General features: G+C 33.7%; 24 protein-coding genes and 1 other annotated feature. Of the genes, 4 read left to right on the top strand and 20 right to left on the bottom strand.

Annotated features, from left to right (window positions below; all coding sequences use genetic code 11):
* Nucleotides 1–199: 199 nt before the first annotated feature.
* Together J6Y29_03105 and htpG are read right to left on the bottom strand one after the other, a co-directional pair.
* The gene (locus tag J6Y29_03105) at nucleotides 200–1,258 is read right to left on the bottom strand and encodes a hypothetical protein (GenBank protein MBP5426867.1); all 1,059 of its coding nucleotides are present in this window, start codon (nucleotides 1,256–1,258) and stop codon (nucleotides 200–202) included.
* 201 nt (nucleotides 1,259–1,459) lie between these two features.
* Nucleotides 1,460–3,409: a molecular chaperone HtpG gene (htpG, locus tag J6Y29_03100; protein MBP5426866.1), complete on the bottom strand. Its 1,950-nt coding sequence runs from the start codon at nucleotides 3,407–3,409 to the stop codon at nucleotides 1,460–1,462.
* A gap of 171 nt (nucleotides 3,410–3,580) precedes the next feature.
* Between htpG and ychF the strand changes: the two genes are divergently transcribed.
* Nucleotides 3,581–4,672 carry a redox-regulated ATPase YchF gene (ychF, locus tag J6Y29_03095; protein ID MBP5426865.1) on the top strand — a complete coding sequence of 364 codons (1,092 nt, stop codon included), beginning with the start codon at nucleotides 3,581–3,583 and terminating at the stop codon, nucleotides 4,670–4,672.
* Entirely contained in the window at nucleotides 4,638–5,462 is an 825-nt protein-coding gene (gene aroF, locus J6Y29_03090) for a 3-deoxy-7-phosphoheptulonate synthase (protein ID MBP5426864.1), read from the top strand. The genes ychF and aroF overlap by 35 nt, the downstream gene beginning before the upstream one ends.
* A gap of 30 nt (nucleotides 5,463–5,492) precedes the next feature.
* On the opposite strand, the gene J6Y29_03085 is transcribed toward aroF, so the two are convergent.
* The 6 genes from J6Y29_03085 to J6Y29_03060 form a co-directional block, all read right to left on the bottom strand.
* The gene (locus J6Y29_03085; protein ID MBP5426863.1) at nucleotides 5,493–6,173 is read right to left on the bottom strand and encodes a DNA alkylation repair protein; all 681 of its coding nucleotides are present in this window, start codon (nucleotides 6,171–6,173) and stop codon (nucleotides 5,493–5,495) included.
* A gap of 19 nt (nucleotides 6,174–6,192) precedes the next feature.
* A complete protein-coding gene (rlmB, locus tag J6Y29_03080; GenBank protein ID MBP5426862.1) occupies nucleotides 6,193–6,972 on the bottom strand; it encodes a 23S rRNA (guanosine(2251)-2'-O)-methyltransferase RlmB in 780 nt (259 codons plus the stop codon).
* Nucleotides 6,973–7,178: 206 nt separating this feature from the next.
* Nucleotides 7,179–7,538, bottom strand: coding sequence for a 50S ribosomal protein L20 (rplT, locus tag J6Y29_03075; GenBank protein MBP5426861.1), 360 nt, complete (start codon nucleotides 7,536–7,538; stop codon nucleotides 7,179–7,181).
* Between the two features lie 3 nt (nucleotides 7,539–7,541).
* Nucleotides 7,542–7,754: a 50S ribosomal protein L35 gene (rpmI, locus tag J6Y29_03070; GenBank protein ID MBP5426860.1), complete on the bottom strand. Its 213-nt coding sequence runs from the start codon at nucleotides 7,752–7,754 to the stop codon at nucleotides 7,542–7,544.
* Nucleotides 7,755–7,787: 33 nt separating this feature from the next.
* Nucleotides 7,788–8,279 (bottom strand): translation initiation factor IF-3, encoded by a 492-nt coding sequence (infC, locus tag J6Y29_03065; protein MBP5426859.1) that lies wholly within the window; start codon nucleotides 8,277–8,279, stop codon nucleotides 7,788–7,790.
* Nucleotides 8,280–8,318: 39 nt separating this feature from the next.
* Nucleotides 8,319–8,438: a sequence feature (ribosomal protein L20 leader region), on the bottom strand.
* Nucleotides 8,439–8,825: 387 nt separating this feature from the next.
* Complete coding sequence (locus J6Y29_03060; protein ID MBP5426858.1) at nucleotides 8,826–11,033, bottom strand: ATP-dependent RecD-like DNA helicase; 2,208 nt, start codon at nucleotides 11,031–11,033, stop codon at nucleotides 8,826–8,828.
* 138 nt (nucleotides 11,034–11,171) lie between these two features.
* Between J6Y29_03060 and rodA the strand changes: the two genes are divergently transcribed.
* Nucleotides 11,172–12,293 carry a rod shape-determining protein RodA gene (gene rodA, locus J6Y29_03055; protein ID MBP5426857.1) on the top strand — a complete coding sequence of 374 codons (1,122 nt, stop codon included), beginning with the start codon at nucleotides 11,172–11,174 and terminating at the stop codon, nucleotides 12,291–12,293.
* Nucleotides 12,294–12,299: 6 nt separating this feature from the next.
* Here the strand turns inward: rodA and J6Y29_03050 are convergent, their stop codons facing one another.
* From J6Y29_03050 to hrcA, 12 genes are all read right to left on the bottom strand, one after another.
* Complete coding sequence (locus J6Y29_03050; protein ID MBP5426856.1) at nucleotides 12,300–13,208, bottom strand: RluA family pseudouridine synthase; 909 nt, start codon at nucleotides 13,206–13,208, stop codon at nucleotides 12,300–12,302.
* 4 nt (nucleotides 13,209–13,212) lie between these two features.
* Complete coding sequence (gene lspA / locus J6Y29_03045; protein ID MBP5426855.1) at nucleotides 13,213–13,680, bottom strand: signal peptidase II; 468 nt, start codon at nucleotides 13,678–13,680, stop codon at nucleotides 13,213–13,215.
* Between the two features lie 19 nt (nucleotides 13,681–13,699).
* Entirely contained in the window at nucleotides 13,700–15,091 is a 1,392-nt protein-coding gene (locus tag J6Y29_03040; GenBank protein MBP5426854.1) for a glycine--tRNA ligase, read from the bottom strand.
* Between the two features lie 33 nt (nucleotides 15,092–15,124).
* Nucleotides 15,125–15,331 (bottom strand): DNA-directed RNA polymerase subunit omega, encoded by a 207-nt coding sequence (locus tag J6Y29_03035; GenBank protein MBP5426853.1) that lies wholly within the window; start codon nucleotides 15,329–15,331, stop codon nucleotides 15,125–15,127.
* A 32-nt stretch (nucleotides 15,332–15,363) separates the two neighbouring features.
* A complete protein-coding gene (gene gmk / locus J6Y29_03030) occupies nucleotides 15,364–15,948 on the bottom strand; it encodes a guanylate kinase (GenBank protein ID MBP5426852.1) in 585 nt (194 codons plus the stop codon).
* 12 nt (nucleotides 15,949–15,960) lie between these two features.
* The gene (locus tag J6Y29_03025) at nucleotides 15,961–16,245 is read right to left on the bottom strand and encodes a DUF370 domain-containing protein (GenBank protein MBP5426851.1); all 285 of its coding nucleotides are present in this window, start codon (nucleotides 16,243–16,245) and stop codon (nucleotides 15,961–15,963) included.
* A 44-nt stretch (nucleotides 16,246–16,289) separates the two neighbouring features.
* Nucleotides 16,290–17,018: a 16S rRNA (uracil(1498)-N(3))-methyltransferase gene (locus tag J6Y29_03020; GenBank protein ID MBP5426850.1), complete on the bottom strand. Its 729-nt coding sequence runs from the start codon at nucleotides 17,016–17,018 to the stop codon at nucleotides 16,290–16,292.
* Nucleotides 17,011–17,940, bottom strand: a complete 930-nt coding sequence (gene prmA, locus J6Y29_03015; protein MBP5426849.1) for a 50S ribosomal protein L11 methyltransferase — start codon at nucleotides 17,938–17,940, stop codon at nucleotides 17,011–17,013. Before prmA ends, J6Y29_03020 begins: the two co-directional genes overlap by 8 nt.
* A gap of 15 nt (nucleotides 17,941–17,955) precedes the next feature.
* Nucleotides 17,956–19,089: a molecular chaperone DnaJ gene (gene dnaJ, locus J6Y29_03010; protein ID MBP5426848.1), complete on the bottom strand. Its 1,134-nt coding sequence runs from the start codon at nucleotides 19,087–19,089 to the stop codon at nucleotides 17,956–17,958.
* Between the two features lie 335 nt (nucleotides 19,090–19,424).
* The gene (gene dnaK / locus J6Y29_03005; protein ID MBP5426847.1) at nucleotides 19,425–21,278 is read right to left on the bottom strand and encodes a molecular chaperone DnaK; all 1,854 of its coding nucleotides are present in this window, start codon (nucleotides 21,276–21,278) and stop codon (nucleotides 19,425–19,427) included.
* Between the two features lie 35 nt (nucleotides 21,279–21,313).
* Nucleotides 21,314–21,880: a nucleotide exchange factor GrpE gene (gene grpE, locus J6Y29_03000; GenBank protein MBP5426846.1), complete on the bottom strand. Its 567-nt coding sequence runs from the start codon at nucleotides 21,878–21,880 to the stop codon at nucleotides 21,314–21,316.
* A 20-nt stretch (nucleotides 21,881–21,900) separates the two neighbouring features.
* Nucleotides 21,901–22,962 (bottom strand): heat-inducible transcription repressor HrcA, encoded by a 1,062-nt coding sequence (gene hrcA, locus J6Y29_02995; protein ID MBP5426845.1) that lies wholly within the window; start codon nucleotides 22,960–22,962, stop codon nucleotides 21,901–21,903.
* A gap of 571 nt (nucleotides 22,963–23,533) precedes the next feature.
* Here hrcA and J6Y29_02990 point away from each other — a divergent pair.
* The coding region (locus J6Y29_02990) for a hypothetical protein (protein MBP5426844.1) at nucleotides 23,534–23,719 on the top strand (186 nt) is incomplete at its 3' end.

Raw genomic sequence — 23,719 nt, 5'->3', positions numbered from 1 at the left:
AATTCTATTCCAATATTCCCTAGTAACTATTTTGACAGGAAGCATTAAAAATCCTCTTTTTAAAACTAAAAATATTTTTTAATTAAGATTCTCTTACAAATCCTAATTACTGCATATTTTCGCAAAAAAAAATAAAAAGCGTACGATTTTCGTACACTTCTTATTTTTCCGAACTTTTTTTAAAAAAACTCTTTTTTATCTAAACAACAAACCCTCTTCTCACTCGAGTTTGTTCACAACCACTTGTAATCCCCTTGGCTACCTCTAAAAGTAAATCTTTCTTCTCAGTATTCTCTTCAATTTTCTCTAACTCTGAGTCATTGCAACCTTTTTCACTCACATCAATATCCTTAAACTTATCTATCAATGGATACAACTTTTCCATTTTGGTAGACATCTCTTCTATATTTTGCGATGCAAGGTCCATCTCTTTTTTTAACTCAAGTTGTCTATCATTTATTTCATTCATATTTCTTATATTATGCTTATGCATAAAACTCTTAAGCGATGTAACCAACTTCTTACCATCTTCAGCCGATAGTAACTTTTTATCAAGGCAAGCTCTCTTATACAACGATATAGCGTGCGACGCGTTAGAAAAACTTACTAGACTACGAGATGCCATTAAATACTTCTCTTTAAATTTTGCCAACGACATCGAGTATTCATCATACAACGAAGACAAACTCTTATAATCTACCCGCGGCAAATTAAGGTTTTTTAGCACTAACACCTGCTCACTCGGTAAACTCTTAACTACCGAAAGAACACCCTTTGGCAAATCAAACAAATACTCGTCAAATACTCTCACATTTAGACTTTTTAATATATCTGTTAACTTCTCTCTCTCCTTTTCTATGTCACAAAGCTTACTTTCAAAATTCCCTAACTTAGCGTAATTTCTTTTAAAATTATTCACCATGACATGGTATTCCTTTTCGTCCACAATGCTCCTTTTATTCAACTCACTCTTAAACTTAGCTAAACTTGAAATATATCTACTATTCATTTTATCATAATTATCCTTTACTTTTGGCAAAAACCTTAAATGTCTAAACCAAAAACTCTTCTCATACAAACAAAGATCTTCTTTTGCGCTACATACAATATTATAATATCTATCTAGAGTAGAAAATACTTTCTTCTTTAAGTTTAGATTATTTATTATGTGTTTTAATTTGCATTCTTTATTTTTATAATCTTTTATGAGACTCTGTATGTATGCTACATTATCAAAATCTCTACCTACTTCCAACATCTATAATCCCTCCAAACACTACAAAAAAATCTAAAACATAATCTTATTATAACATGTCATACAAAAAAATCAATATGTTAACAAAAAAAAAATAAAATTTTTTTGTTTTTTTAGTAAAAATAACATTAGAACCCTTGTCTACCCACGCATTAAAGCTAAATATCAGTTGTTGTTAAATATTTACAACAACTGATATTTCCACTATATCATCTCTAATAATTTATTACTTCTTTCTATAAATTTAGTCATCTCATCTGAGGTCAATTGTCTATGGCTCATAATAGCCAAATCATAAATATGCTCACACATAAGCTTCACTTCATCCTTCTTTGTATCACTATTGGCAAGTATATTCTGTATAAGCTTGTTATTGTTATTTAGCACCAACGTAACCTCATCTTTAAACATAGCACTCATATCAACTCCACCACTATACATTCTACTCATCTCTTGGAATCGTCTTTGTTCCTCAGACAATGTAATCATAGCTGGCACATCCTGTGCTTTCAAGCTCTGTAAACTAACCTTTAGCTTATCATTATTAAGATTCTCTTTAAATATTTTTTCTAGATCTTTTTGTTTATCACTAAGATCCTCTTCTCCATCTTCCTTTAATGAACTTGATACTTCAGAATCAATCCTTCTAAATTGCAAATCATTTTCCTTTGTTTCAACAAATGTTATAAACTGGTTATCTAACATACTTGGCAATATCACAGCATCCATATTATTTTCTTTGAACAACTTTATGTACTGCGATTGCTGCTGCTCATCTGATACATATGGAACAACATCTTTTGTTCCCTCTTTTTTAGTCTTAGCTATAAATTCTTTTAATGTCAAAAACTCTCCATTTATTGTCTTATATATAACTACATCATTAACCCTCTCATAAAATTTATCATCCCTCATGCAGCCATATTTAACAAATGGATGTATATCTTCCCAATATTTGCAATATGAATCCTTATCATTTTCAAAAATAGATATCAGCTTATCCGCAACCTTTTTGGTTATGTGTGAAGATATTTTTCTCACATAGCCATCACTTTGTAAAAAGCTTCTTGACACATTAAGTGGTAAATCTGGGCAATCCAAACATCCCTTTAGCAATAACAAAAACTCTGGTATAACTTCTTTTATGTTATCTGCCACAAAAACTTGATTATAGTACAACTTTATTCTTCCCTCTACAGTCTCAAAATTATGCTTCAACCTTGGGAAATATAATATACCCTTTAAATTAAATGGATAATCCATATTAAGGTGTACCCAGAATAAAGGATCATTATAGTCATTAAACGTTTTCTTATAAAAATCCTTATACTCCTCTTCTGTACATTCATTTGGGTTTTTTAACCACAACGGATTTGTATCATTTAATGGTGTAGGTCCGCTCTTTTCTTTATCCTTTACCTCATCTTTCTTTTCTTCTTCTTCCGCATTCTTTTTAAGCTCTTCCTTCATAAGCTCTATCTGTTGTTCATCTGTTAATGTAGACGGATCTGTCTTCACTCCATCAACATTTATAAGATATATATTAACTGGCAAGAACGAAAAATACTTTTTCAATACATTTGTCACAGTATATTCCTCTTGAAACTCTTTGCTATCCTCAGACAAATACATTGTAACCATAGTTCCTCTAGTATTTTTTAGTGAATCTTCTATTTCATAATCTGTTCCATCTTTACTTGTCCACTTAACCGCCTTTGCCCCTTCTTTATATGATAGAGTCTCTATCTCGACTTTATCCGATACCATAAATGAAGAGTAAAATCCCAAACCAAAGTGACCTATTATCTGGCCCTCATCTGTTTTATCTTTATATTTTTCCAAAAAATCTTTTGCACCAGAAAATGCAATCTGATTAATATATTTTTTTATTTCTTCAGCAGTCATACCAAGCCCATTATCTTCTACTCGTAACAGACCCTTTTGTCTATCCACATAAACATTTATCTTGTATTCTTCATCATCCTTTAAAGATGCTTCTCCCATAGACACTAACTTCTTCATTTTATTTATTGCATCACTTGCATTAGAAACTATTTCTCTTAAAAAAATATCTTTCTCCGAATAAAGCCACTTCTTTATTATAGGAAATATATTCTCAGTATTAATTGATATATTACCACTCTCAAAGCTCATTTTATCTTTCCTCCCCTTCTTTTTCTTAAGACATACTCTATTATAATACGTATATTGATATTGTCAAGAGGAGCCCCTTCAATTCTTCCCTTATTATGGTTGATTTCCGATATAAATTATTATATAATACCACTTGTGTGTTACTTTAATTACGAAAGGAACGGTTTTTTTATGAAACTAGGAATAGTCGGCCTACCTAACGTAGGCAAAAGTACGTTATTTAATGCTATAACAAAAGCTGGTGCTGAATGTGCAAATTATCCGTTCTGCACAATAGAACCTAATGTTGGAATTGTTACTGTACCTGACAATCGGTTAGATATGCTTGCTAAAATATATAATCCCAAAAAAGTTGTACCTACAACAATAGAGTTTGTTGATATTGCTGGATTGGTTAAAGGTGCAAGCAATGGAGAAGGTCTTGGAAACAAATTTTTATCACATATAAGAGAAGTAGACGCTATTGTTCATGTCGTTCGATGCTTCGAAGATACAAATATCGTTCACGTCGATGGTAATATAGGCCCTGTTCGCGATATTGAAACTATTAACTTAGAACTTGTCTTCTCTGACTTAGAAATTGTTGATAAGCGAATTGATAAAACTCGAAAATTACTTAAAACTGGAGACAAAAAGTATTCCATAGAACTTGCCATCCTTGAAAAAATAAAGTCTAACCTTGAAAAAGGTGTGCTTGTTCGAAATATGGATCTTGACGATGATGAAAAGCATTTGGTTAATCAAATGTTTTTGATAACGTCTAAACCTGTTATATACGTAGCTAATGTATCAGAGGATGATATGAATGGATCTCCTAATCATTTTGTTGTAGAACTCAATGAATTTGCCAAATCTGACAATGCAGAAGTTGTTGTTATATGCGCAAAAATTGAAGAGGAAATTGCTACATTGGATGATTCTGAAAGAGAAGAATTCTTACAAGAACTTGGTTTATCGGTTTCAGGCTTGGATAAATTAATTACTTCTAGCTACAGGCTATTAGGACTAATTAGCTTTTTAACTGCAGGTCCTGACGAAGTACGAGCATGGACCATTGTAAAAGGCTCAAAGGCACCACAAGCTGCCGGAAAGATTCACACAGATTTTGAGCGGGGATTCATTCGTGCAGAGATTGTGTCTTATGATAATTTGATCAAATGCGGTTCAGTCAATGCCGCTCGTGAGAAAGGTCTTGTTCAGTCTGAAGGCAAAGATTATGTAATGAAAGATGGAGATGTTACTTTGTTCAGGTTTAACGTTTAGAAAGGAAGTTTTTATGAATACTGTAAGTGTTGGTAATGTTTTATTCGGTAGTGATAATTTATTAGTTATTGCAGGACCTTGTGCTATTGAGTCGTATGAGTCTTATCTTGACATTGCACTCGGTGTAAAAAAATCTGGCGCTTGTATGTTACGTGGTGGTGCATTCAAGCCTAGATCTTCTGTTGATTCTTTTCAAGGCCTTGGAGAAGAAGGACTTCGAATTATATCCAGCATAAGTAAAGAAATTGGGCTTCCTGTAGTAACAGAAGTTATGGATACTCGTGATGTTCAATTAGTTAGCAAATATGCAGATATGCTACAGATAGGAGCTCGAAATATGCAAAACTTTAATCTTTTAAAAGAAGTTGGTATATGCAAAAAACCTGTTTTACTAAAACGAGGTTTTTGCTCTACTGTAGAAGAATGGCTTCTTGCCGCACAATACATAACATCATCTGGAAATCCTAATGTAGTTCTATGTGAACGCGGTATCAGAACTTTTGAAACATCCACTAGAAATACTTTGGACATAAGTAGTGTAGCTGTTATTCATGAGCTATCATCTTTTCCTATTGTAGTTGACCCAAGCCATGCAACAGGAAAATGGCAATATGTTTCTAGCATGTCTATGGCTTCTGTTGCCTGTAAATGTGATGGACTAATGATTGAAGTACATAATGATCCTATAAATGCCCTATGTGACGGTAAACAATCACTTAAATTAGACACATTTGATTCGCTTATGAATGACTTAACAAAACTTCATAACGTAATTAAAAACATTGCTTGATAGTAGACTATATTCCCTACTATCAGCTTTTTAAATTTTCTGGCCCTTTAAATATTCCTTTTGTTCTTTTTTTATTCTATTACTTTCTATTGCTTTTTGAATTGCCTTGTTGTGTGTCCACTTAGGAAGCTTCCTATTTACGATAAAAGAGATAACCTGGTCATACTGTTTTGCAAGAGCAGTTGCAAAATACCACGCAATCATCATATTTACATAATACTCGTCACTTTTTACTTTTGCCACCATTAATGGATACTCTAAGTTGAAATCATCATCTAAAAAATGATTCTTAAGAGCACCAATTGCAAATCGTACTGCATATGTATAATCAGACTCAATCCACCTTTTTATATGAACTATCAAATCTTTTTTATTCTTTTTGAAAACTTTAGGTAACATCTGATCACATGTAGCCCAATTATCTACAAATGGAAAGAAAATATCCAATCTGTTTATACATAGTAAATAATTCTGTGTCTCAGAAATAATAAACGCATGTAACTGATTTTCCTCAAAATATTTATGAGGCAAATCATCTAGGAAAAAATTTATATTATCTTTCTTAACCAAAACTTTCGCAAATTTACGCAAATCTGGTGTCCTTACTCCAATAACACTTTTTGCCTCAACTGTCGGTATTAATTTACTTTGGAAATTGCGATACTCTTCATCTTGTAATGAAAAAAGTTTTTGTTCAATCTGATTCTTTATTGTAACCACATCTCCTTTACTATATTGATTTCATCTTTTGCCTTAAAACTTCATACATCATAATACTTGCTGATACTGACGCATTCAAAGACTCTATTCTCCCTCTCATCGGTATTTTGACTAACTCATCACAAACGTTTGCAATATTATCTTTCATACCATTAGCTTCATTTCCAACTACTATTACCACTTTATTTCTCAAATTAACATCATAATAATTCTTTTGACCTTTCAAATGCATAGCTAACGTGATATACCCTTCTCTTTTTAGTTCTAAGATGGTACTCTCTAAATCACTATGTCTTTCTATTGGTACTCTAAATATAGATCCCATAGTAGATCTTAGCACTTTTGGATTATATACGTCTACAGAACCTTTGGACATTATTACTCTACTTACACCAGCTGCATCAGCTGTTCTTAATATAGTCCCCATATTCCCTGGATCCTGTATCGAATCTAATACTAAAACCACATCATCATATGGATTATCAACATTTTTTAAATATGGTATAACCGCTATAATTCCCTGCGGCGTATCAGTATCAGATAACTCCTTCATAACCTTATCCGTTGATACGTATATATCTACACCTCTATCTTCTAACAACTTTACCAACAAATGAGTCTTTTCAATCAAATCAGTTATAACAACATAATCTATTTCTACGTTTTCCTTTATAGCCTCTTTTACAATACGCGTTCCTTCTACGAAAAATTTTTGTTTGTCATCACGGCCTTTTTTTCTATGCAATAACCGTATTTCTTTTTGTATGCTAACTGGTATATCTCTTATCATTAAATTTCACCTTTCATAATATCTAAAAACGAACTACACACTGTATTCACAATGGTATAGTCCGTCCAAAATAAGATTCCATTAAAAAATTTTTTGCTTTCAAATTCCAACAAGTAAACAAAATTAAACCTCTTTTTTTAAAAAAACTCTAAGCATCTATAAATACTAAAGTTTTAACAACTTTTAAGATTATATCACAAAAAATATTATTGTGCCAACGCAGCTTTAGCCTTCTCTGCCAATTGTGAAAAGCCCTTCGCATCTTTTACTGCCATATCCGCTAATACTTTTCTGTTCAAAACAATCCCAGATTTTTTTAATCCACTCATAAATCTGCTATATGATAATCCATTTATTCTCGATGCCGCGTTTATTCTAGCAATCCATAACTTTCTGAAATTTCTCTTTTTAGTTCTCCTATCTCTATATGCATAAACAAGTGATTTCATAACCGCCTGTTTTGCTGTTCTAAACAACTTGCTCTTTGCTCCAAAATATCCTTTAGCAAGCTTTAATATTTTCTTTCTTCTTGCTCTAGTTTTTACTGCACCTTTAATCCTAGCCATCTATTACCTTCTCCCCTTCCTCTTGTAAGGAATCATAGCTTTAATTGTAATTGCATTTGACACATGTGCTAAAGCCGACTTCCTCAATTGTCTTTTTCTCTTTGTAGTTTTAGAGTTAAGCAAATGACTTCTATATGCTTTTCCTCTTTTTATCTTTCCTGTAGCTGTAAACCTAACTCTTTTCTTCCAAGAACTTTTTGTCTTAAATTTAGGCATTACTTTAAAACCTCCTCATTTCTTTATATAATACTACCTCGGATTTATAAACATTATCATATTCTTTCCCTCTAGCTTTGGTGCCTTATCTAATATTCCAACTTCAGAAACACCATCTGCAAACTTTGAAAGTATCTCTTCACCCAAGGCTGTATAACTCATCTCTCTTCCTCTAAACTTTAGAGTAACCTTGACCTTACATCCACTTTTTAAAAACCTAATAGCATTCTTTAGCTTGAACTGAAAATCATGACTCTCTATGGACGGCGATAATCTTACTTCCTTCACACTCATAACTTTCTGGTTTTTTCTTGCTTCCTTCTCTCTCTTACTAACCTCAAAAATATATTTGCCATAATCCATAATTTTGCATACTGGTGGCTCGGCTTGAGGAGCTATCTTCACAAGATCAAGATTCTTAGCTATCGCCATATTTTGGGCTTCTGCCACGGGATATATTCCAAGCATAGATCCGTCACTATCAATAAGCCTAACCTCTTTATCTCTTATTTCCTCATTAGTCATCAATTCATTCTTGCTGATAATAATACACCTCCAAAATGTTTTCATTAAAAAAAGTGGATCGAAATAATCCACTCTCCCTAATAAAGTCATATATAACCTTTACCAGACCCAGCCAAACATAATGACAAGGTGAGAAGTGGAATACCTCTACTTTTTCTTACTCGTCCATGCTATCACTTTTTTTTGCAATTGTCAAGTCAAAATTTTAGATATTTTTGTTAAGTTCCAATTAAATTCAAAATATTACTTCCTATGTCTAATGGAATCAAATAACATTAGACATAGAATTCTATTGGAATTGTCGCACTACAATGGAAGTAAAGTATTTTGATTTAACGGACGAAAAAATATCTATAATCAGTTACCACGTCTTGAGGTGCGGAACCATCCCACTAATTCCGAGAGAGTCGCCTTTCTTTGTCATACTCAGAGGCTCTTTGCAACAACTACATGTTGTCACCTCTGTAACTGATTATTATTTTTTTAATTCATCTCTTACTTATAGAAATGAGGATCTAAATTTTAGACAAAAAAATCAAATTAAAATTATGATCCTTGTGCACGTATTTTCTCCGCCAATGCGGAATATTTTTTATTTTCTTTTGCATTATTAACCATTTTTTTTACTGTATCTTTTGCCCCTACTATAATAACCATTTCCTTTGCTCTGGTTACTGCTGTATACAACAAATTCCTTGTAAGTAGTATTGTTGGTGCTTCTACCAATGGTATTATAACAACCTCAAATTCGCTACCCTGACTTTTATGTGCTGTAATTGCATATGCAAGTTCCAACTCATCTAATATATCAAACTCATATTGAGCTATTTTTTCCTCTTCAAAAACAACTGTAATATTTTGATCCCTTGCATCTATCTCATCGATAACCCCAATATCTCCGTTAAATACGCCTTCTCCATATTCGTCTTCATCATTTATCATATTCCATTCTATATTATAGTTATTACGCACTTGCATAACTTTATCACCCACCTTCAATGTGTAGGTATTATTGTCCTTGGAATTTTTATTATCTTGATTTAATGCTTCTTGCAATACTTTATTTAAATTGACGCAACCCAATGCACCTCTTCTCATAGGCGTTATCACTTGAATATGTTTCATTGGATCATATCCATATGTTTTTTGTAATCTCGTCTTACACAAACCAACAATGGTTTTTAACGCATCCTCAGTATTGTTTTTCTCAATAAAAAAGAAATCTTTATTCCTAACATCCAAATCAGGCATCTCTCCTTTATTTATCTTGTGTGCATTAGATATTATTAAGCTTTCTTTGGCTTGTCTAAAAATTTCTGTTAAACATACCACATCTATTGTCTCACTCTTTATAATATCCTTCAAAACACTTCCTACACCTATTGGAGGCAACTGATTTATATCACCTACTAGTATCAATCTAGTATTTTTAGACACTGCCTTTAGTAGATCCTTCATCAAAAGCAAATCTATCATAGAAGCTTCATCCACTATTAACACATCTGTATCAAGTGGATTTTTTTCATTCCGTGTAAATTTTCTATCTCCGTCCATACTAAGTACATCCATTTCCAAAAGCCTGTGTATTGTTTTTGCTTCTATTCCTGTTATTTCTGTCATTCTTTTTGCTGCTCTACCTGTTGGTGCTGCCAATAACACCTTTTGATCCTCTTTGCCTAAAATATATAATATTGATTTTATTATTGTAGTTTTTCCCGTACCTGGGCCACCCGTTAACACAAATACTCCTTTTTGAACAGCTAGTTTTATTGCTTTTTTTTGTGCATCATCTAGTGTTATAGCCTCTTCTTTTTCAAACTCATGTATGCTTTTTTGGGTACTCTTCTCATCATCTATGTATTCCATTTGCGACATTTGATACAACTTAGCTGCAACATAGTTTTGCGCATAGAAATTACTTTCCAAATATACTCTAACCTCAGCATCATTTTTTTCAAACACTATACTGCTATCCATAGCTGCATTAGATAAAATATTATCCAACTCATCATCATTTACTGCTAAAAGTTTCTTTGCACTTTCTCTCAATTGATCAATAGGTAAGTACTCATGTCCGTGTTCCTTTGCACTATTTAATATATACCCTACTGCGCTTTTATTTCTTTCCTCTATATACATGTCAATTCCAAGCTTACTTGCTATTCTATCCGCAATCTTAAAATTTATAGATATGGGTTCTTTTGTTAAAATATATGGATTTTCTTTTATCTTTTCTATGGTGTTTTCTTTAAATTCTTTGTATATAACTGTTAAATATGCTGTGGGTATATTATTCTCACTAAGAAACGCTGTTACTTTTCTTAAATCTAGGTTTTCATTTACTTTATTAGATATCTCCTGCGCCTTCTTTTTGGTTACTCCTTTGACTTTTGACAACTCATCTGGGCAATTCATTATTATATCCAATGTATCTTCTTTAAAGGTGTCCACTATTCTATCTGCTAATGTAACACCTACTCCCTTTATCATACCTGATGACAAAAAAAATTTTATCGCATCTTGTGACTGTGGTAAACTCTTTTCATATCTTTCTACTTTAAATTGCATTCCAAACTTGGCATGTGGCACCCAATTTCCCCACACCTTTATTGTATCTCCAACATTGATAAATGGAATATATCCAACCAGTACAGTCTCGTCCCCTGTATTCTTCTCCCAAATTTTTAATATTGTATATCCATTAGTCTCATTTGTAAATATTATCACTAACACGGTTCCTTCTGTTTCTATCATAATCTCCCACCTTCATTTGTTAGTTCCTTGTTCTAACTATATCATATTTTTGTCAAATTATGCAAGTACTATTGACATTCCATCTTCAACAATGTATAACTATTATTGAATACAAAAATAGTTGGAGCGTGTGAATAAATGTATTTTATTGAAGAACGAACTAAAAAAACTATATTTAAAAATTTCGATATTAAATTATTTTTACCTGTTTTAGTGCTTGCTATATTTGGCATGTTTATTCTAAAAAGCGCAACCTTAGTTCGCGTAAATTCAGGTCCTAGAATGGTTTTTGTGCAAGGGATGTGTCTTGTAGTAGGCGCCATTGCTTCAGTTATTATTAGTTGTTTTGACTATCGTGAAATAAATATCTTAGTAAAAATTGCTTACGTTTTAAGTTGCATATTGCTATTAGTCGTCTTAGTTCTTGGTCTGGGTGATCAATATGGCAGTAGAAGCTGGATTAAAATAGCTGGTTTTAGTCTACAACCTGCGGAGTTTGCTAAAATAACTTTCGTTCTGGTTGTGTCTCAATGTCTTGCCAAGCTAAAAGAAAAAAATGTAGTACTACTAAAAGACTTAATACCTCTTCTAGTATACACTTTAATCCCCATAATCCTAGTTGTACTACAAAGAGATCTTGGGACCACATGTGTTTTTTTAGCTATATTTTTTGTATTGTTGTTTGTTTATGGATTAGATTTAAAGTATATTGCAGGAATAGCTGGATTGGGTATTGCACTCATTCCAATTGCATGGTTTTTCTTTTTGAACGAAAAACGTAAAGACAGAATTCGTGTATTTCTAAATCCTGAATTAGATCCGTTGGGCTCAGGGCTTAATGTTTTGCGTTCTAAAATGACTATCGGTTCAGGGCGACTATTCGGTAAGGGACTATTTAACGGTATCCAAACCCAAAACTCGGCTGTACCCGTAAATGAATCTGACTTCATTTTCTCGGTTATTGGTGAAGAAACTGGATTTATTGTAAGCGCGTTAGTCGTAATTGCATTTTTGTACATAATACTTCGTTGTATATACATCGCTCAAAAATCAGAGGATACTTATGGTAAATTTTTATCTATGGGATTTGTGGCTATGATAGGCGTTCACTTCGTCGAAAATGTTGGAATGACGATTGGGTTACTTCCTGTTACTGGTATTCCACTACCTTTCATTAGTCAGGGAGGATCATCCATGTTAGCTAATTTTACAGCAATTGGTTTTTTGCTTAGCGTATATCGAAATAGAAAACTAACTTGATACTTATTATTCTTCCCTTAACTTCTCTAGCAATTTTTTGAAATATTCTGGTAATTCGGAATCAAATTCTATATATTCTTTGGTAGACGGGTGCAAAAAACCTAATGTTTTTGCATGGAGAGTCTGTCCTATTAAATTATATTTATTTTTTCTACCATAAACAGAATCCCCCATCACTGGATACCCTATACTAGACATATGTACACGTATCTGATGCGTACGCCCCGTTTCTAATGTAATCTCTATTAATGTAGCATTTTTAAATCTCTCCAATACTTTAAAATGTGTTACCGCCCTCCTACCATTCTTCGCATTTATAGTCATTTTTTTTCTGTCGTTAGGATGTCTCCCTATGGGCGCATCTATCTTTCCGGCCTCTCTATTAATTACCCCTTCGACAACAGCTACATACTTTCTTATTATATCATGCCTTGAAAATAATTCACTTAAAAATTCATGTGCAACATTATTCTTAGCCACAACCAAAAGACCTGTCGTATCTTTATCTATTCTATGTACTATGCCTGGTCGTATAACTCCATTTATATCTGACAACTTTCCTTCACAATGCTTAAGAAGTGCATTTACCAAAGTCCCCTCACGATTACCTGCCGCTGGATGCACCACCATACCCTTAGGTTTATTTACCACTATGATATCATCATCTTCGTACACAACATCAAGCGGTATATCCTCTGGCAACACATCAAGATGCTCTGGCTCTGGTATACACACTTCCACACTATCATTTAACTTTATTTTGTAATTAGACTTTCGGATAATTCCATCCACTGTAACTAAGCCATCATCTATCAACTTGCTTACAAAGTTTCTAGAATATTTATCTAACTTGTCTGATATATATTTATCCAATCTTTTGCCATCAGTATCTGAAATTATCCTAACTTTCTCCATACTGTTACACTTCCCTTTCCTTCCCAATATTTTGAAAATCCTTATCTAGCAAAATACAATACAGTAGCAAAATCACTCCAATTGTTATAAAGATATCCGCCATATTAAATGTAGGAAAGTGATACCCGAATATGTAACAATCCAAAAAATCTATTACATATCCCCTCATTACTCTATCAATAAAATTACCCATTGAGCCTCCTAACACCAACATTAACGCAACTTTAACGTAGTTTTTGCATGTACTCCTAATAAGATACAACATAATGTACATAGCCAACAGAGTAACCACTATAAATAATACCCTTCCATTTTGCAATATTCCCCACGCAGCACCCCTGTTTCTAACATTTGCCAAGTAAAACCATCCATTTATCACTTCAACCTCGTGATTACTGGCTAACCTAAAATTTACAAGAAACTTTGTCACCTGGTCTAACATCACTAGCAACATCACAATTATGCTACTCATATTATAAGCCCTTACCTTTTTATATTATTTCTATTCTCTGTTCTAGGTACTCCTCTAATTTATCTATTGATATACGCTCTTGTTCCATTGTATCTCTATCTCTTACTGTCACACAATTATCTTCTTTAGAATCAAAATCAAATGTCACGCAATATGGCGTACCTATTTCATCTTGTCTTCTATATCTCTTTCCTATGCTACCAGTTTCATCAAACTCGCAATTATATTTTTTAAGCAATCGTTCATACAACACCACTGCATCATCTGATAATTTCTTAGACAATGGAAGTACTGCAACTTTCACTGGTGCTAATGCAGGATGAAAATGCAATACCGTTCTAATATCACCCTCCGAAACCTCTTCTTCATCATACGCATCACACAAAAATGCAAGCGTCACCCTATCTGCACCTAATGATGGCTCTATACAATATGGCACATATTTTTCATTTGTTACTGGATCAAAATACGCCAAATCCTCCTTTGAATGCTCCATATGCTGTTTCAAATCGAAATCTGTTCTATCTGCTATACCCCATAGCTCTCCCCATCCAAATGGAAATTTGAATTCTATATCTGTTGTAGCATTGCTATAATGCGACAACTCCTCTTTTGAGTGATCTCTTAACTTAAGATTCTCTGCTTTAAGGCCCAAACTCAACAACCACTTATAGCAAAAATCTTTCCAATAACCAAACCATTTCAAATCTTCACCTGGCTCACAGAAGAATTCTAACTCCATCTGTTCAAACTCTCTTGTCCTAAATGTAAAGTTTCCCGGCGTTATTTCATTTCTAAATGACTTACCTATTTGACCTATACCAAAAGGTATTTTCTTTCTCGATGTTCTTTGAACATTTTTAAAATTAACAAATATTCCTTGTGCTGTTTCCGGTCTCAAATAAATCTCTGCCTTACTGTCCTCTGTAACACCTTGAAATGTCTTAAACATTAAATTGAACTTTCTTATGTCAGTAAAATTCTTCTTACCACACGATGTGCATGTTATGCCATTTTCTTCTATGTAATTTAATAATTTCTCATTACTCCATCCATCCACTGCCACTTGCTTGTTATTCTCTTTGTTCCAATCCTCTATTAATTTATCCGCTCTATATCTTACTTTACACTCTTTACAATCTATCAACGGATCACTAAAACCTCCAACATGACCTGATGCAACCCAAGTTTGAGGATTCATCAAAATTGCACAATCTATACCCACATTTAATGTATTTTCCTGTATAAATTTCTTCCACCATATCTTTTTCACGTTATTTTTAAGCTCTACTCCCAATGGTGCATAATCCCATGTATTTGCAAGACCTCCATATATCTCTGATCCCGGATATATAATACCTCGTCTCTTGCATAACGAAACGATCTTTTCCATAGTCTTATCTTCTGCCATATTTCCAAATCCTTTCTTCACGTTTGTTGTGTATTATTTTATTCCACTCTTTGTTCTTATGTAAGTTATTTTATTCTCGCCCACTTCATTAACAGCTACTGTTACCGCTTTTTCTGAATCACAATCAGCTAATCTAGTTGATCCATCATTTAACTGTCTTGCTCTTTTTGCAACAACAACCACCAACGTATATCTACTATCCACTCTTGTCAACAATTTTCCTATACTAGGATTAATCATTGATATATTACCTTCACTTTTGTTTGCCATGACTATATACCCCCTTTAGTTTGATTACTGTGCTTTTTATCATTAATTATTTTTATTATAAATCCAATAACATTGTCTATCTCATCATTTACAACAGTATAATCGTAGTTTTGTACTTCCTTTTGCTCATCTCTTGCCCTCTTAAGCCTTCTTTGTATACTCTCCTCTGATTCAGTTCCTCTATCCCTTAACCTTCTTTCAAGGTCCTCAAACGACGGTGGCAATATAAAAACTGATATACTATCTGGATAAACCTTCTTTACGTTTTTGGCCCCCTCTACTTCAACCTCCACTACTAAATCATACCCTGCTTTCGACATTTCTTCAATATATTTTTTGCTTTTCCCATAAAAATTACCACAGTAATTCACCCACTCAACGAGTTCATCATTCTCCATCATAGCACGAAACTCTTCTTCTGTCTTAAAAAAATAATCTACACCATCTACTTCACCCGGTCTGGGCTTTCTTGTCGTTGCGGATATGGCAAATTTTATATTTTCATTATCTTTAACCAACTTTCTTAAGATCGTCCCTTTTCCAACTCCAGACGATCCCGAAACTACAACCAATACCCCTTCTTGCATAGCTCTTCTCCTTTATTCTTCAGCAAATTCTACATCATCAATTTCATCATTATCGTCAAAACCTGTCTCTCCTGCCCTACTACCTAATGTCTCGGCCTGAAGCGCTGATAGTATTATGTGATCGCTATCCGTTATAACAACAGACCTAGTCCTTCTGCCATAAGTTGCATCAACCAACATTCCTCTTTCTCTTGCTTCTTGCACAATTCTCTTTATTGGCGCTGACTCCGGACTAACAATAGCAACAATCCTCTCTCCTGAAATCATATTTCCAAAACCTATATTTATTAATTTCATAAAAAACCTCCTATAAGAATATATTATACCACAACTACATCTATTTAGTCCAACTCATATATTATAATAGATGTCATATATATTGATGCTGTCTCTGTTCTAAAAATTCTATTACCAAGTGTCACAGGCAACACTCCATTCTCAACTGCAATGGATATCTCTTCTTCTGAAAAACCTCCCTCTGGGCCTATAAACACACTTACATCTTTTACAGATTGAGCTTTTAAAACATCTTTTAGCTTACGTTCCTTTTCCTTTTCATAAGGTATTAATGACAAATCACTCTTCTTTGCCATGGTTATCGCATCTACTAACAAAACCGGATCATGTACACTGGGTATAATTCCTCGTCCTGATTGTTTTGCTGCTGCAACTGCAATCTTATTCCACCTATCAATTTTTTTCTGAACATCCCTTTTATCAAGCTTAACTATAGTTCGTTCACAAATAACTGGAACTATCCTCTTTACACCAAGCTCTACATTTTTTTGTATTATAAGATCCATTTTTGATCCTTTTGGAACCCCCTGATACAATGTTATGTCCACACTTGGCTCTGTGTTAGAATCAGAAATACTCAACACTCGTGCTTCTATGCAATCACTCGGTTCTTTTGAAATAACAGCCAAATAATCATATCCATCACCATCGCACACCGTTAATGTATCTCCTATCGTAAGTCTTAAAACATTTTTTATGTGATTTACACTATCTCCACGTATATATATATTATTATTTTTGATATCACTTTTATCCACAAAAAATTTAGGCATATCTAAACACCATCGCTATCCAATCTTTATCCCTTGTACACTCAAGTAGCGTAAAATTATTCTTTTCCAATGCATCTAAAACTTGATCTTTTCTATCTACAATTATTCCAGATGCTACAAACACTCCACCTTTCTTTAAGTACTTTGAAAGATCTCTCGAAAAATCTATTATAACATTAGCAACTATGTTAGCCACAACTATGTCAAAATCCGTATCCATAACATCATCCAAGACTCCAGCCATGCACTCTATTTCTACGTCATTTTTGGCAAAATTCTCTTTTGCAACCTTAACACACATATCATCTATATCCACTGCAAAAACCTTGTCTGCCCCAAGCTTCTTGGATATAATAGACAATATTCCTGTACCCATACCAACATCTAATACCTTATCGCCTTCTCTAACATATTTTTCTAAAAATTGACTACACAATTTTGTCGTCTCATGTTGTCCTGTGCCAAACGCCATTCCTGGATCCAACTCTATAACCAAATCATTTTCTTTGGCAGCATACTCCTCCCATGATGGTTTTATAACAACTCTATCTGATATGTATATAGGCTTGTAGTACTTCTTCCATGAAGTCTCCCAATCTTCACCTAAAACATTATTGTAACAAACTACTCCTTTTCCAATATCTAAAAAACGAGACACCAACCAAAGCTTCTCTTTTATGGAACAAACAAGCTCATCTTTATCTTGATCCTCTGAAAAATATGCCGAAACTTTCACATCCTCACCCAACTCATCAAAAAAATCATCATCCACATAGTTTGATGTGTTAGGTTTCGCTAATTCTTGTTTCGCATCAAAAGGATCCTTTACAACCACTCCTTCTGCGCCCATTTCATTTAACATATCGCAAACAGCATCACTTGCAACATGTGTCGTCGTTATAACTATCTCATGCCAATTCATTTAACTATCCCCTTATTACTTGAAAATATCCTTTACTTTTTCAAAAAAGCTCTTTCCCTGCTCATAGTACTCTTGTGTACCACACACCTTATCAAACTCACGTAAAATTTCTTTTTGATTTTCTTTTAATTTCTTAGGGATCTCAACTTTAACAGTAACATACTGATCTCCTCTACTATTACTTCTTAAAGACTTAATTCCCTTATTCTTAAGCCTAAATATTGTACCTGTTTGTGTACCTTCTGGAACAGTATACTTCACTTTCCCATCAATTGTTGGTACCTCTATTTCAGCACCCAATGTAGCTTGAACAAAAGTAATTGGTATCTCACAATATACATTATTGTCACGTCTTTTAAATATAGGATGCTCTTTTATTCTGATTCCAACATACAAATCTCCCGATGGTCCTCCCTTTATACCTCCTTCTCCTTCTCCTCTTAGCGAGATAGTCTGTCCATCACCTATTCCCGCAGGAATATTTATCTTTATCTTCTTGGACTGTTTCACTCGGCCATGACCGCCACATGTAGTACATGGATTCACCACTACGTTACCGCTTCCACCACATACATCACATGTTCTGGTAGATACAAACTGTCCAAATGGCGTATTTTGTTTGTAACGTATCTGTCCTTGTCCATTACAAGCCTTACATGTAACTGGCGACTCACCTTTTCTACATCCAGTTCCCTTACATGTACCACAAACTTCCATACGTGATATATTTATCTCCTTCTCTACTCCAAACGCAGCTTCAAGGAAGGTAATCTCTACTGAATATTTTAAATCATTACCTCTTCTTGGACCATTCTTGGTTCTTTGGCTACGGCCTCCAAATCCTCCTCCAAAAAAGCTCTCAAATATATCTCCAAAATCAAAATCTCCAAATCCTCCTTGGCCTCCTCCAAAGCCACTATTTGGATCATTTGCCGCGTGACCAAACTGATCATATCGAGCTCTTTTTTGTGAATCTGACAATATCTCATATGCCTCGTTCACTTCTTTGAACTTAGCCTCTGCTTCTTTATTATTTGGATTTAGGTCAGGATGATATTTTTTAGCAAGTTTCCTATATGCCTTCTTAAGTTCATCATCTGATGCACCCTTAGAAACTCCAAGTACTTCATAATAATCTCTTTTTTCCATATACCTTCTCAACCCCTCAAATTTTCATAATCGCCCCTGATATTATACCACATTCTAAAAAAATTTCTATACCCTATTGATATATTTTTAGCCAAAGCCGTTTCTTGACTTTAGCTAAGTAACAAATCAACCAAGATTTTAGAGATCAATCTTGTGCACCAAATTCCAAGTACATTTTGTATACGAAATTCCTATGCAAATCTTAGGCGTTTTTATACAAAACATTAATTTTTAGTTAGAGCTTTAACTCCCACTAAAAATTAATTATCTCTTCCCCCCATTTACACCTTACGGCTTATAAGCAGGGGGGCATCTCCGACTGAAATGTTTATTTTTTACTTATTATCTTTGTCGTCATCAACAACTTTATAATCTGCATCGTATACATTATCATTTGCACCTTGTCCTGCGCTGGCTCCATCTTGTGCGCCCGCTCCTGCATTAGGATTTTGCGCCTGCTGTTGTTGATACATCTTAGATGAAATATCATAGAACACTTTTGTTAACTCTTCTGTAGCATTCTTTATATCTCCTGTATTAGTTCCCTTCAATGTCTCTTTTAGCTTATCTAGCTTATCTTGTATAGCCTTTTTATCATCTTCTGATATTTTATCCTTTAGCTCATCCATTTGCTTTTCTGTTTGATATACCATAGCATCTGCGTTATTTCTTACATCTATTTCTTCTTTTCTCTTTTTATCTTCTTCTGCGTACTTCTCTGCATCTTTTACAGCTTTATCTATCTCCTCATCATTTAAATTTGTTGATGATGTAATTGTAACTTTCTGTTCGTTATTTGTTCCCAAATCTTTTGCTGAAACATGAACTATTCCATTTGCATCTATATCAAATGTAACCTCTATTTGTGGCACTCCTCTTGGAGCTGCTGGAATTCCTGTTAACTGGAATCTTCCTAATGTTTTATTGTACTGTGCCATTTCCCTCTCTCCTTGTAGCACATGTACATCAACACTTGTTTGACCGTCTGCTGCTGTTGAGAACACTTGACTCTTCTTTGTAGGAATAGTTGTATTTCTTTCTATCAACTTGGTGAACACTCCACCTAGTGTCTCTATACCTAATGATAGAGGTGTTACATCAAGTAATAATAAATCTTTTACTTCTCCTGTTAACACTCCCGCCTGTATAGATGCACCTATTGCAACACATTCATCCGGATTTATTCCCTTAAATGGATCTTTGCCAAAGAAATTTTTTACTGCATCTTGCACTGCTGGAATTCTACTTGAACCTCCAACCAATAATATTTTATCTATTTTTGATGGTGCAAGTCCTGCGTCACTCATTGCTTGTTTTGTTGGACCCATTGTCTTTTCAACAAGATCCCTTGTTAATTCATCAAATTTTGCACGAGTTAAAGTTACATCCAAGTGCTTTGGCCCATTTTGATCAGCTGTTATAAACGGCAAATTTATATTGGATGTTGTAACTCCGGATAACTCTATTTTTGCTTTCTCCGCAGCTTCTTTCAATCTCTGCATTGCCATTTTATCAGAAGTTAAATCTATTCCATTTTCCTTCTTAAACACATCTACAAGGTAATCTATTATTTTTTGATCGAAATCATCTCCACCTAATCTATTGTTACCATTTGTAGCCAAAACCTCAAACACTCCATCACCTATTTCTAGAATAGATACATCAAATGTTCCTCCACCTAGGTCAAACACTAATATTTTTTGATCTTTTTCTTTATCTAGGCCATATGCCAGTGCTGCTGCTGTTGGCTCATTAATTATTCTTAAAACTTCTAGCCCAGCAATCTTTCCTGCATCCTTTGTTGCCTGTCTTTGCGCATCACTAAAATATGCTGGCACTGTAATAACTGCTTGTGACACTTTCTCTCCAAGATAACTTTCCGCATCTTGCTTTAATTTTTGAAGTATCATTGCGGATATTTCTTGTGGCGAATATTTTTTATCATCAATCTGAACTTTTCTATCTGTTCCCATATCTCTTTTTATTGATATAACTGTCCTATCTGAATTTGTAACCGCCTGTCTTTTTGCGACCTGACCAACTAGTCTCTCATTTTCCTTTGTAAATGCTACCACTGATGGAGTTGTTCTATTACCTTCTGGATTTGGTATTACTGTTGGTTCTCCACCTTCCATAACTGCAACACATGAATTTGTTGTTCCTAAATCTATTCCTATAACTTTTCCCATTTTTACTCATCCTCCTACATATTATATAAAATTTATTAATTTGCTACTTTAACCATGCTGTGTCTTATAACTTTGTCTTTTAGGCTATACCCCTTTTGGAATTCCTCGATCACAACATTATCTTCACACCCATCATCTTCCACATGCATAACAGCATTATGTAACTTTGGATCGAATTTCTCTCCTACTGAAGGTATTTCCTTTACTCCAAGACTCTTTATTGCATCTTGCAGCTGTCTGTATATCATCTGCATTCCTTCTCTTATAGCATCTGCATTATCTGTATCTTGTGCCAATGCTCTCTCAAAATTATCCACAACGGGTAATATACTCCCAACTGCATCTGCAACACTATCTATATATATTGCTTCCTTTTCTTTTTGAGTCCTTTTTTTATAGTTATCAAACTCAGCTCTAAGTCGCTGATAAGAATCTTTTACCTCATCTCTTTCTTTTTCAATTGTCGAAAGCTTTTCTTTAAAATCTCTCAATTTTGACTTAAGCTCCGACACACCATTTGATTCTTTTATGTCTTCTTTTTCTGGATCGGCTCTAGGCCTTTTTTCTTCTTTTGGTTCTTCTTTACCATTTTTTAATTTCATAATGCTTCAAAAACCCCCTTTTATATATCTCCCAAAATTTTTAGTATATCCTCATTTATCTTCTTCTTGACCCAATTCATAATTGATATAACTCGCGAATATTCCATCCTTTTGGGACCTATTATACCTATTGTTCCTATAATGTTACCGTCTACTCCATATGTGGTTGTAATAAGACTACAGTCTCTTATAAGCTCACTTTTATTTTCTTTGCCTATTTGAATGCATATGTCTTCATCCGATTTTGTATTCTCTATCAGTATGTTGTCAACCATCTCCTTTGCATCAAGCAAGCTTAAAAATTCTTTCGCCTTTTGTATGTCACAAAACTCTGGAAAGTTTAGTATATTGTTTGTTCCATCCAAATAGACCTCTCTGTTATCTATTTGATGTATACAGTCGACAACTCCATTTAATATACACTCAACTAATTGATCTGGAAGTTTATCCCCAACAACTTTTTTGATACTATCCAACATGTTCTCATTGATTTTTTCTATAGTAACACCTTTTAGCATTTTATTGAACACTATTGACAAATCAATCAAAGCATCAGGCTGTACTTCGTCGTCTAAACGTATCATATTATTTTTAACCGTGCCATCCTTAGTTACTATTATAACCAATGCACGATCAACCTCTATTGGAACTATCTGAACTGCCTTTATTTCGCTTTTGGCCATACCTGAAACCACTGCCACTGCTGTATAGTTTGTCATATTAGCTATAACAGATGCAGCTTTTCTTATAAGACCATTTAGCTCATCTATCCTTATCTCCATAGCCTCCTTTATTCTTTCCATCTCTTCAACAGATAATTCATTATAGAAATCTTTATTCTTTAGAAGCTCATCTACGTAAAACCTATATCCTTCGTCTGATGGTCTTCTTCCCGACGACGTGTGAAGCTGTTCTAATAAACCTAGCTCTTCTAAATCTGCCATTTCATTTCTAATTGTCGCGGAACTTAGGCCTATCTCATGCTTCCTTGCTAGTGTTCTCGACCCTACAGGTTCAGCTGTATTTATGTAATCATCTATGATTACTTGCAATATTTTTCTTTTCCTATCATCTAGAAGCATTGCCTTCGTCTCCTTTTTTTATTTTTTGTTAGCACTCGTCGCCGTTGAGTGCTAATCTTTAATATAATAATACTACCTTCATTTTGATTTGTCAAATTTTTTTTAAAAAATATTTTTTTTATAAATTGCAATAATAAATTACCGTTTTTTTTAATTACAGACATAATTCTTCCAGTATTTGGTTAGTACTTTTATAATTAAACATAGCTCTAGGATAATTATTCGTCCAATTTGCTATATTTTGTTGACACTAACATTGTATCATGGTTTTAATTATGTGTCATTTCTTTTACCCTAAAACCGGTAATTTAATTTTACCATTTGTAAAAAAATATCCTAATATAAAAAAACACACCAAAAAAAAGTCTTACTTCTTGACACATAGCATTGAACAATGATATAACTATTACTGTGAGGGATGCTATTTTCCTTACGATGTTGTTTTTAGTGAATTTATGTTGAAAATTGAAAAAATATGGCATAATTTATGTTTTTTTCCTTTTTTCTGTTGACATTTCTGGAATATTTTGTTATAATTTGTTTGAAATTGTAAGAAAGGAGTACCAGTACTATGGAAAATTCTAAAATAAACAGAAAATACAAAGATAGACTTTTTAAATATATCTTTGGAAATCCAGAAAAAAAGGAATGGACATTAAGCTTGTTTAATGCTATTAGTGGTTTAGACTATACAAATGCAGAGGATATAAAACTGACCACAATTGATAACTTTATTTACATGGGAATGAAAAACGAT

The organism is Clostridiales bacterium (genome assembly GCA_017961515.1).
Lineage (GTDB): Bacteria > Bacillota > Clostridia > Acetivibrionales > RGIG10202 > RGIG10202.
This window is presented reverse-complemented; position numbering and strand designations above follow the sequence as displayed.

Coding starts and splice junctions, on each gene's coding strand:
- infC (MBP5426859.1), bottom strand. CDS start 8,279: ATGACTAATGAGGAAATAAGAGATAAAGAGGTTAGGCTTATTGATAGT.
- rpmI (MBP5426860.1), bottom strand. CDS start 7,754: ATGCCTAAATTTAAGACAAAAAGTTCTTGGAAGAAAAGAGTTAGGTTT.
- J6Y29_03060 (MBP5426858.1), bottom strand. CDS start 11,033: ATGATAGAAACAGAAGGAACCGTGTTAGTGATAATATTTACAAATGAG.
- J6Y29_03025 (MBP5426851.1), bottom strand. CDS start 16,245: ATGAAATTAATAAATATAGGTTTTGGAAATATGATTTCAGGAGAGAGG.
- rplT (MBP5426861.1), bottom strand. CDS start 7,538: ATGGCTAGGATTAAAGGTGCAGTAAAAACTAGAGCAAGAAGAAAGAAA.
- J6Y29_03020 (MBP5426850.1), bottom strand. CDS start 17,018: ATGCCTAAATTTTTTGTGGATAAAAGTGATATCAAAAATAATAATATA.
- J6Y29_03040 (MBP5426854.1), bottom strand. CDS start 15,091: ATGGCAGAAGATAAGACTATGGAAAAGATCGTTTCGTTATGCAAGAGA.
- aroF (MBP5426864.1), top strand. CDS start 4,638: ATGGAGATGTTACTTTGTTCAGGTTTAACGTTTAGAAAGGAAGTTTTT.
- prmA (MBP5426849.1), bottom strand. CDS start 17,940: ATGAATTGGCATGAGATAGTTATAACGACGACACATGTTGCAAGTGAT.
- hrcA (MBP5426845.1), bottom strand. CDS start 22,962: ATGCTTCTAGATGATAGGAAAAGAAAAATATTGCAAGTAATCATAGAT.
- ychF (MBP5426865.1), top strand. CDS start 3,581: ATGAAACTAGGAATAGTCGGCCTACCTAACGTAGGCAAAAGTACGTTA.
- J6Y29_03105 (MBP5426867.1), bottom strand. CDS start 1,258: ATGTTGGAAGTAGGTAGAGATTTTGATAATGTAGCATACATACAGAGT.
- dnaJ (MBP5426848.1), bottom strand. CDS start 19,089: ATGGAAAAAAGAGATTATTATGAAGTACTTGGAGTTTCTAAGGGTGCA.
- htpG (MBP5426866.1), bottom strand. CDS start 3,409: ATGAGCTTTGAGAGTGGTAATATATCAATTAATACTGAGAATATATTT.
- dnaK (MBP5426847.1), bottom strand. CDS start 21,278: ATGGGAAAAGTTATAGGAATAGATTTAGGAACAACAAATTCATGTGTT.
- J6Y29_03050 (MBP5426856.1), bottom strand. CDS start 13,208: ATGGAGAAAGTTAGGATAATTTCAGATACTGATGGCAAAAGATTGGAT.
- J6Y29_03035 (MBP5426853.1), bottom strand. CDS start 15,331: ATGATTAATCCTAGTATAGGAAAATTGTTGACAAGAGTGGATAGTAGA.
- rodA (MBP5426857.1), top strand. CDS start 11,172: ATGTATTTTATTGAAGAACGAACTAAAAAAACTATATTTAAAAATTTC.
- gmk (MBP5426852.1), bottom strand. CDS start 15,948: ATGCAAGAAGGGGTATTGGTTGTAGTTTCGGGATCGTCTGGAGTTGGA.
- grpE (MBP5426846.1), bottom strand. CDS start 21,880: ATGAAATTAAAAAATGGTAAAGAAGAACCAAAAGAAGAAAAAAGGCCT.
- rlmB (MBP5426862.1), bottom strand. CDS start 6,972: ATGATAAGAGATATACCAGTTAGCATACAAAAAGAAATACGGTTATTG.
- lspA (MBP5426855.1), bottom strand. CDS start 13,680: ATGAGTAGCATAATTGTGATGTTGCTAGTGATGTTAGACCAGGTGACA.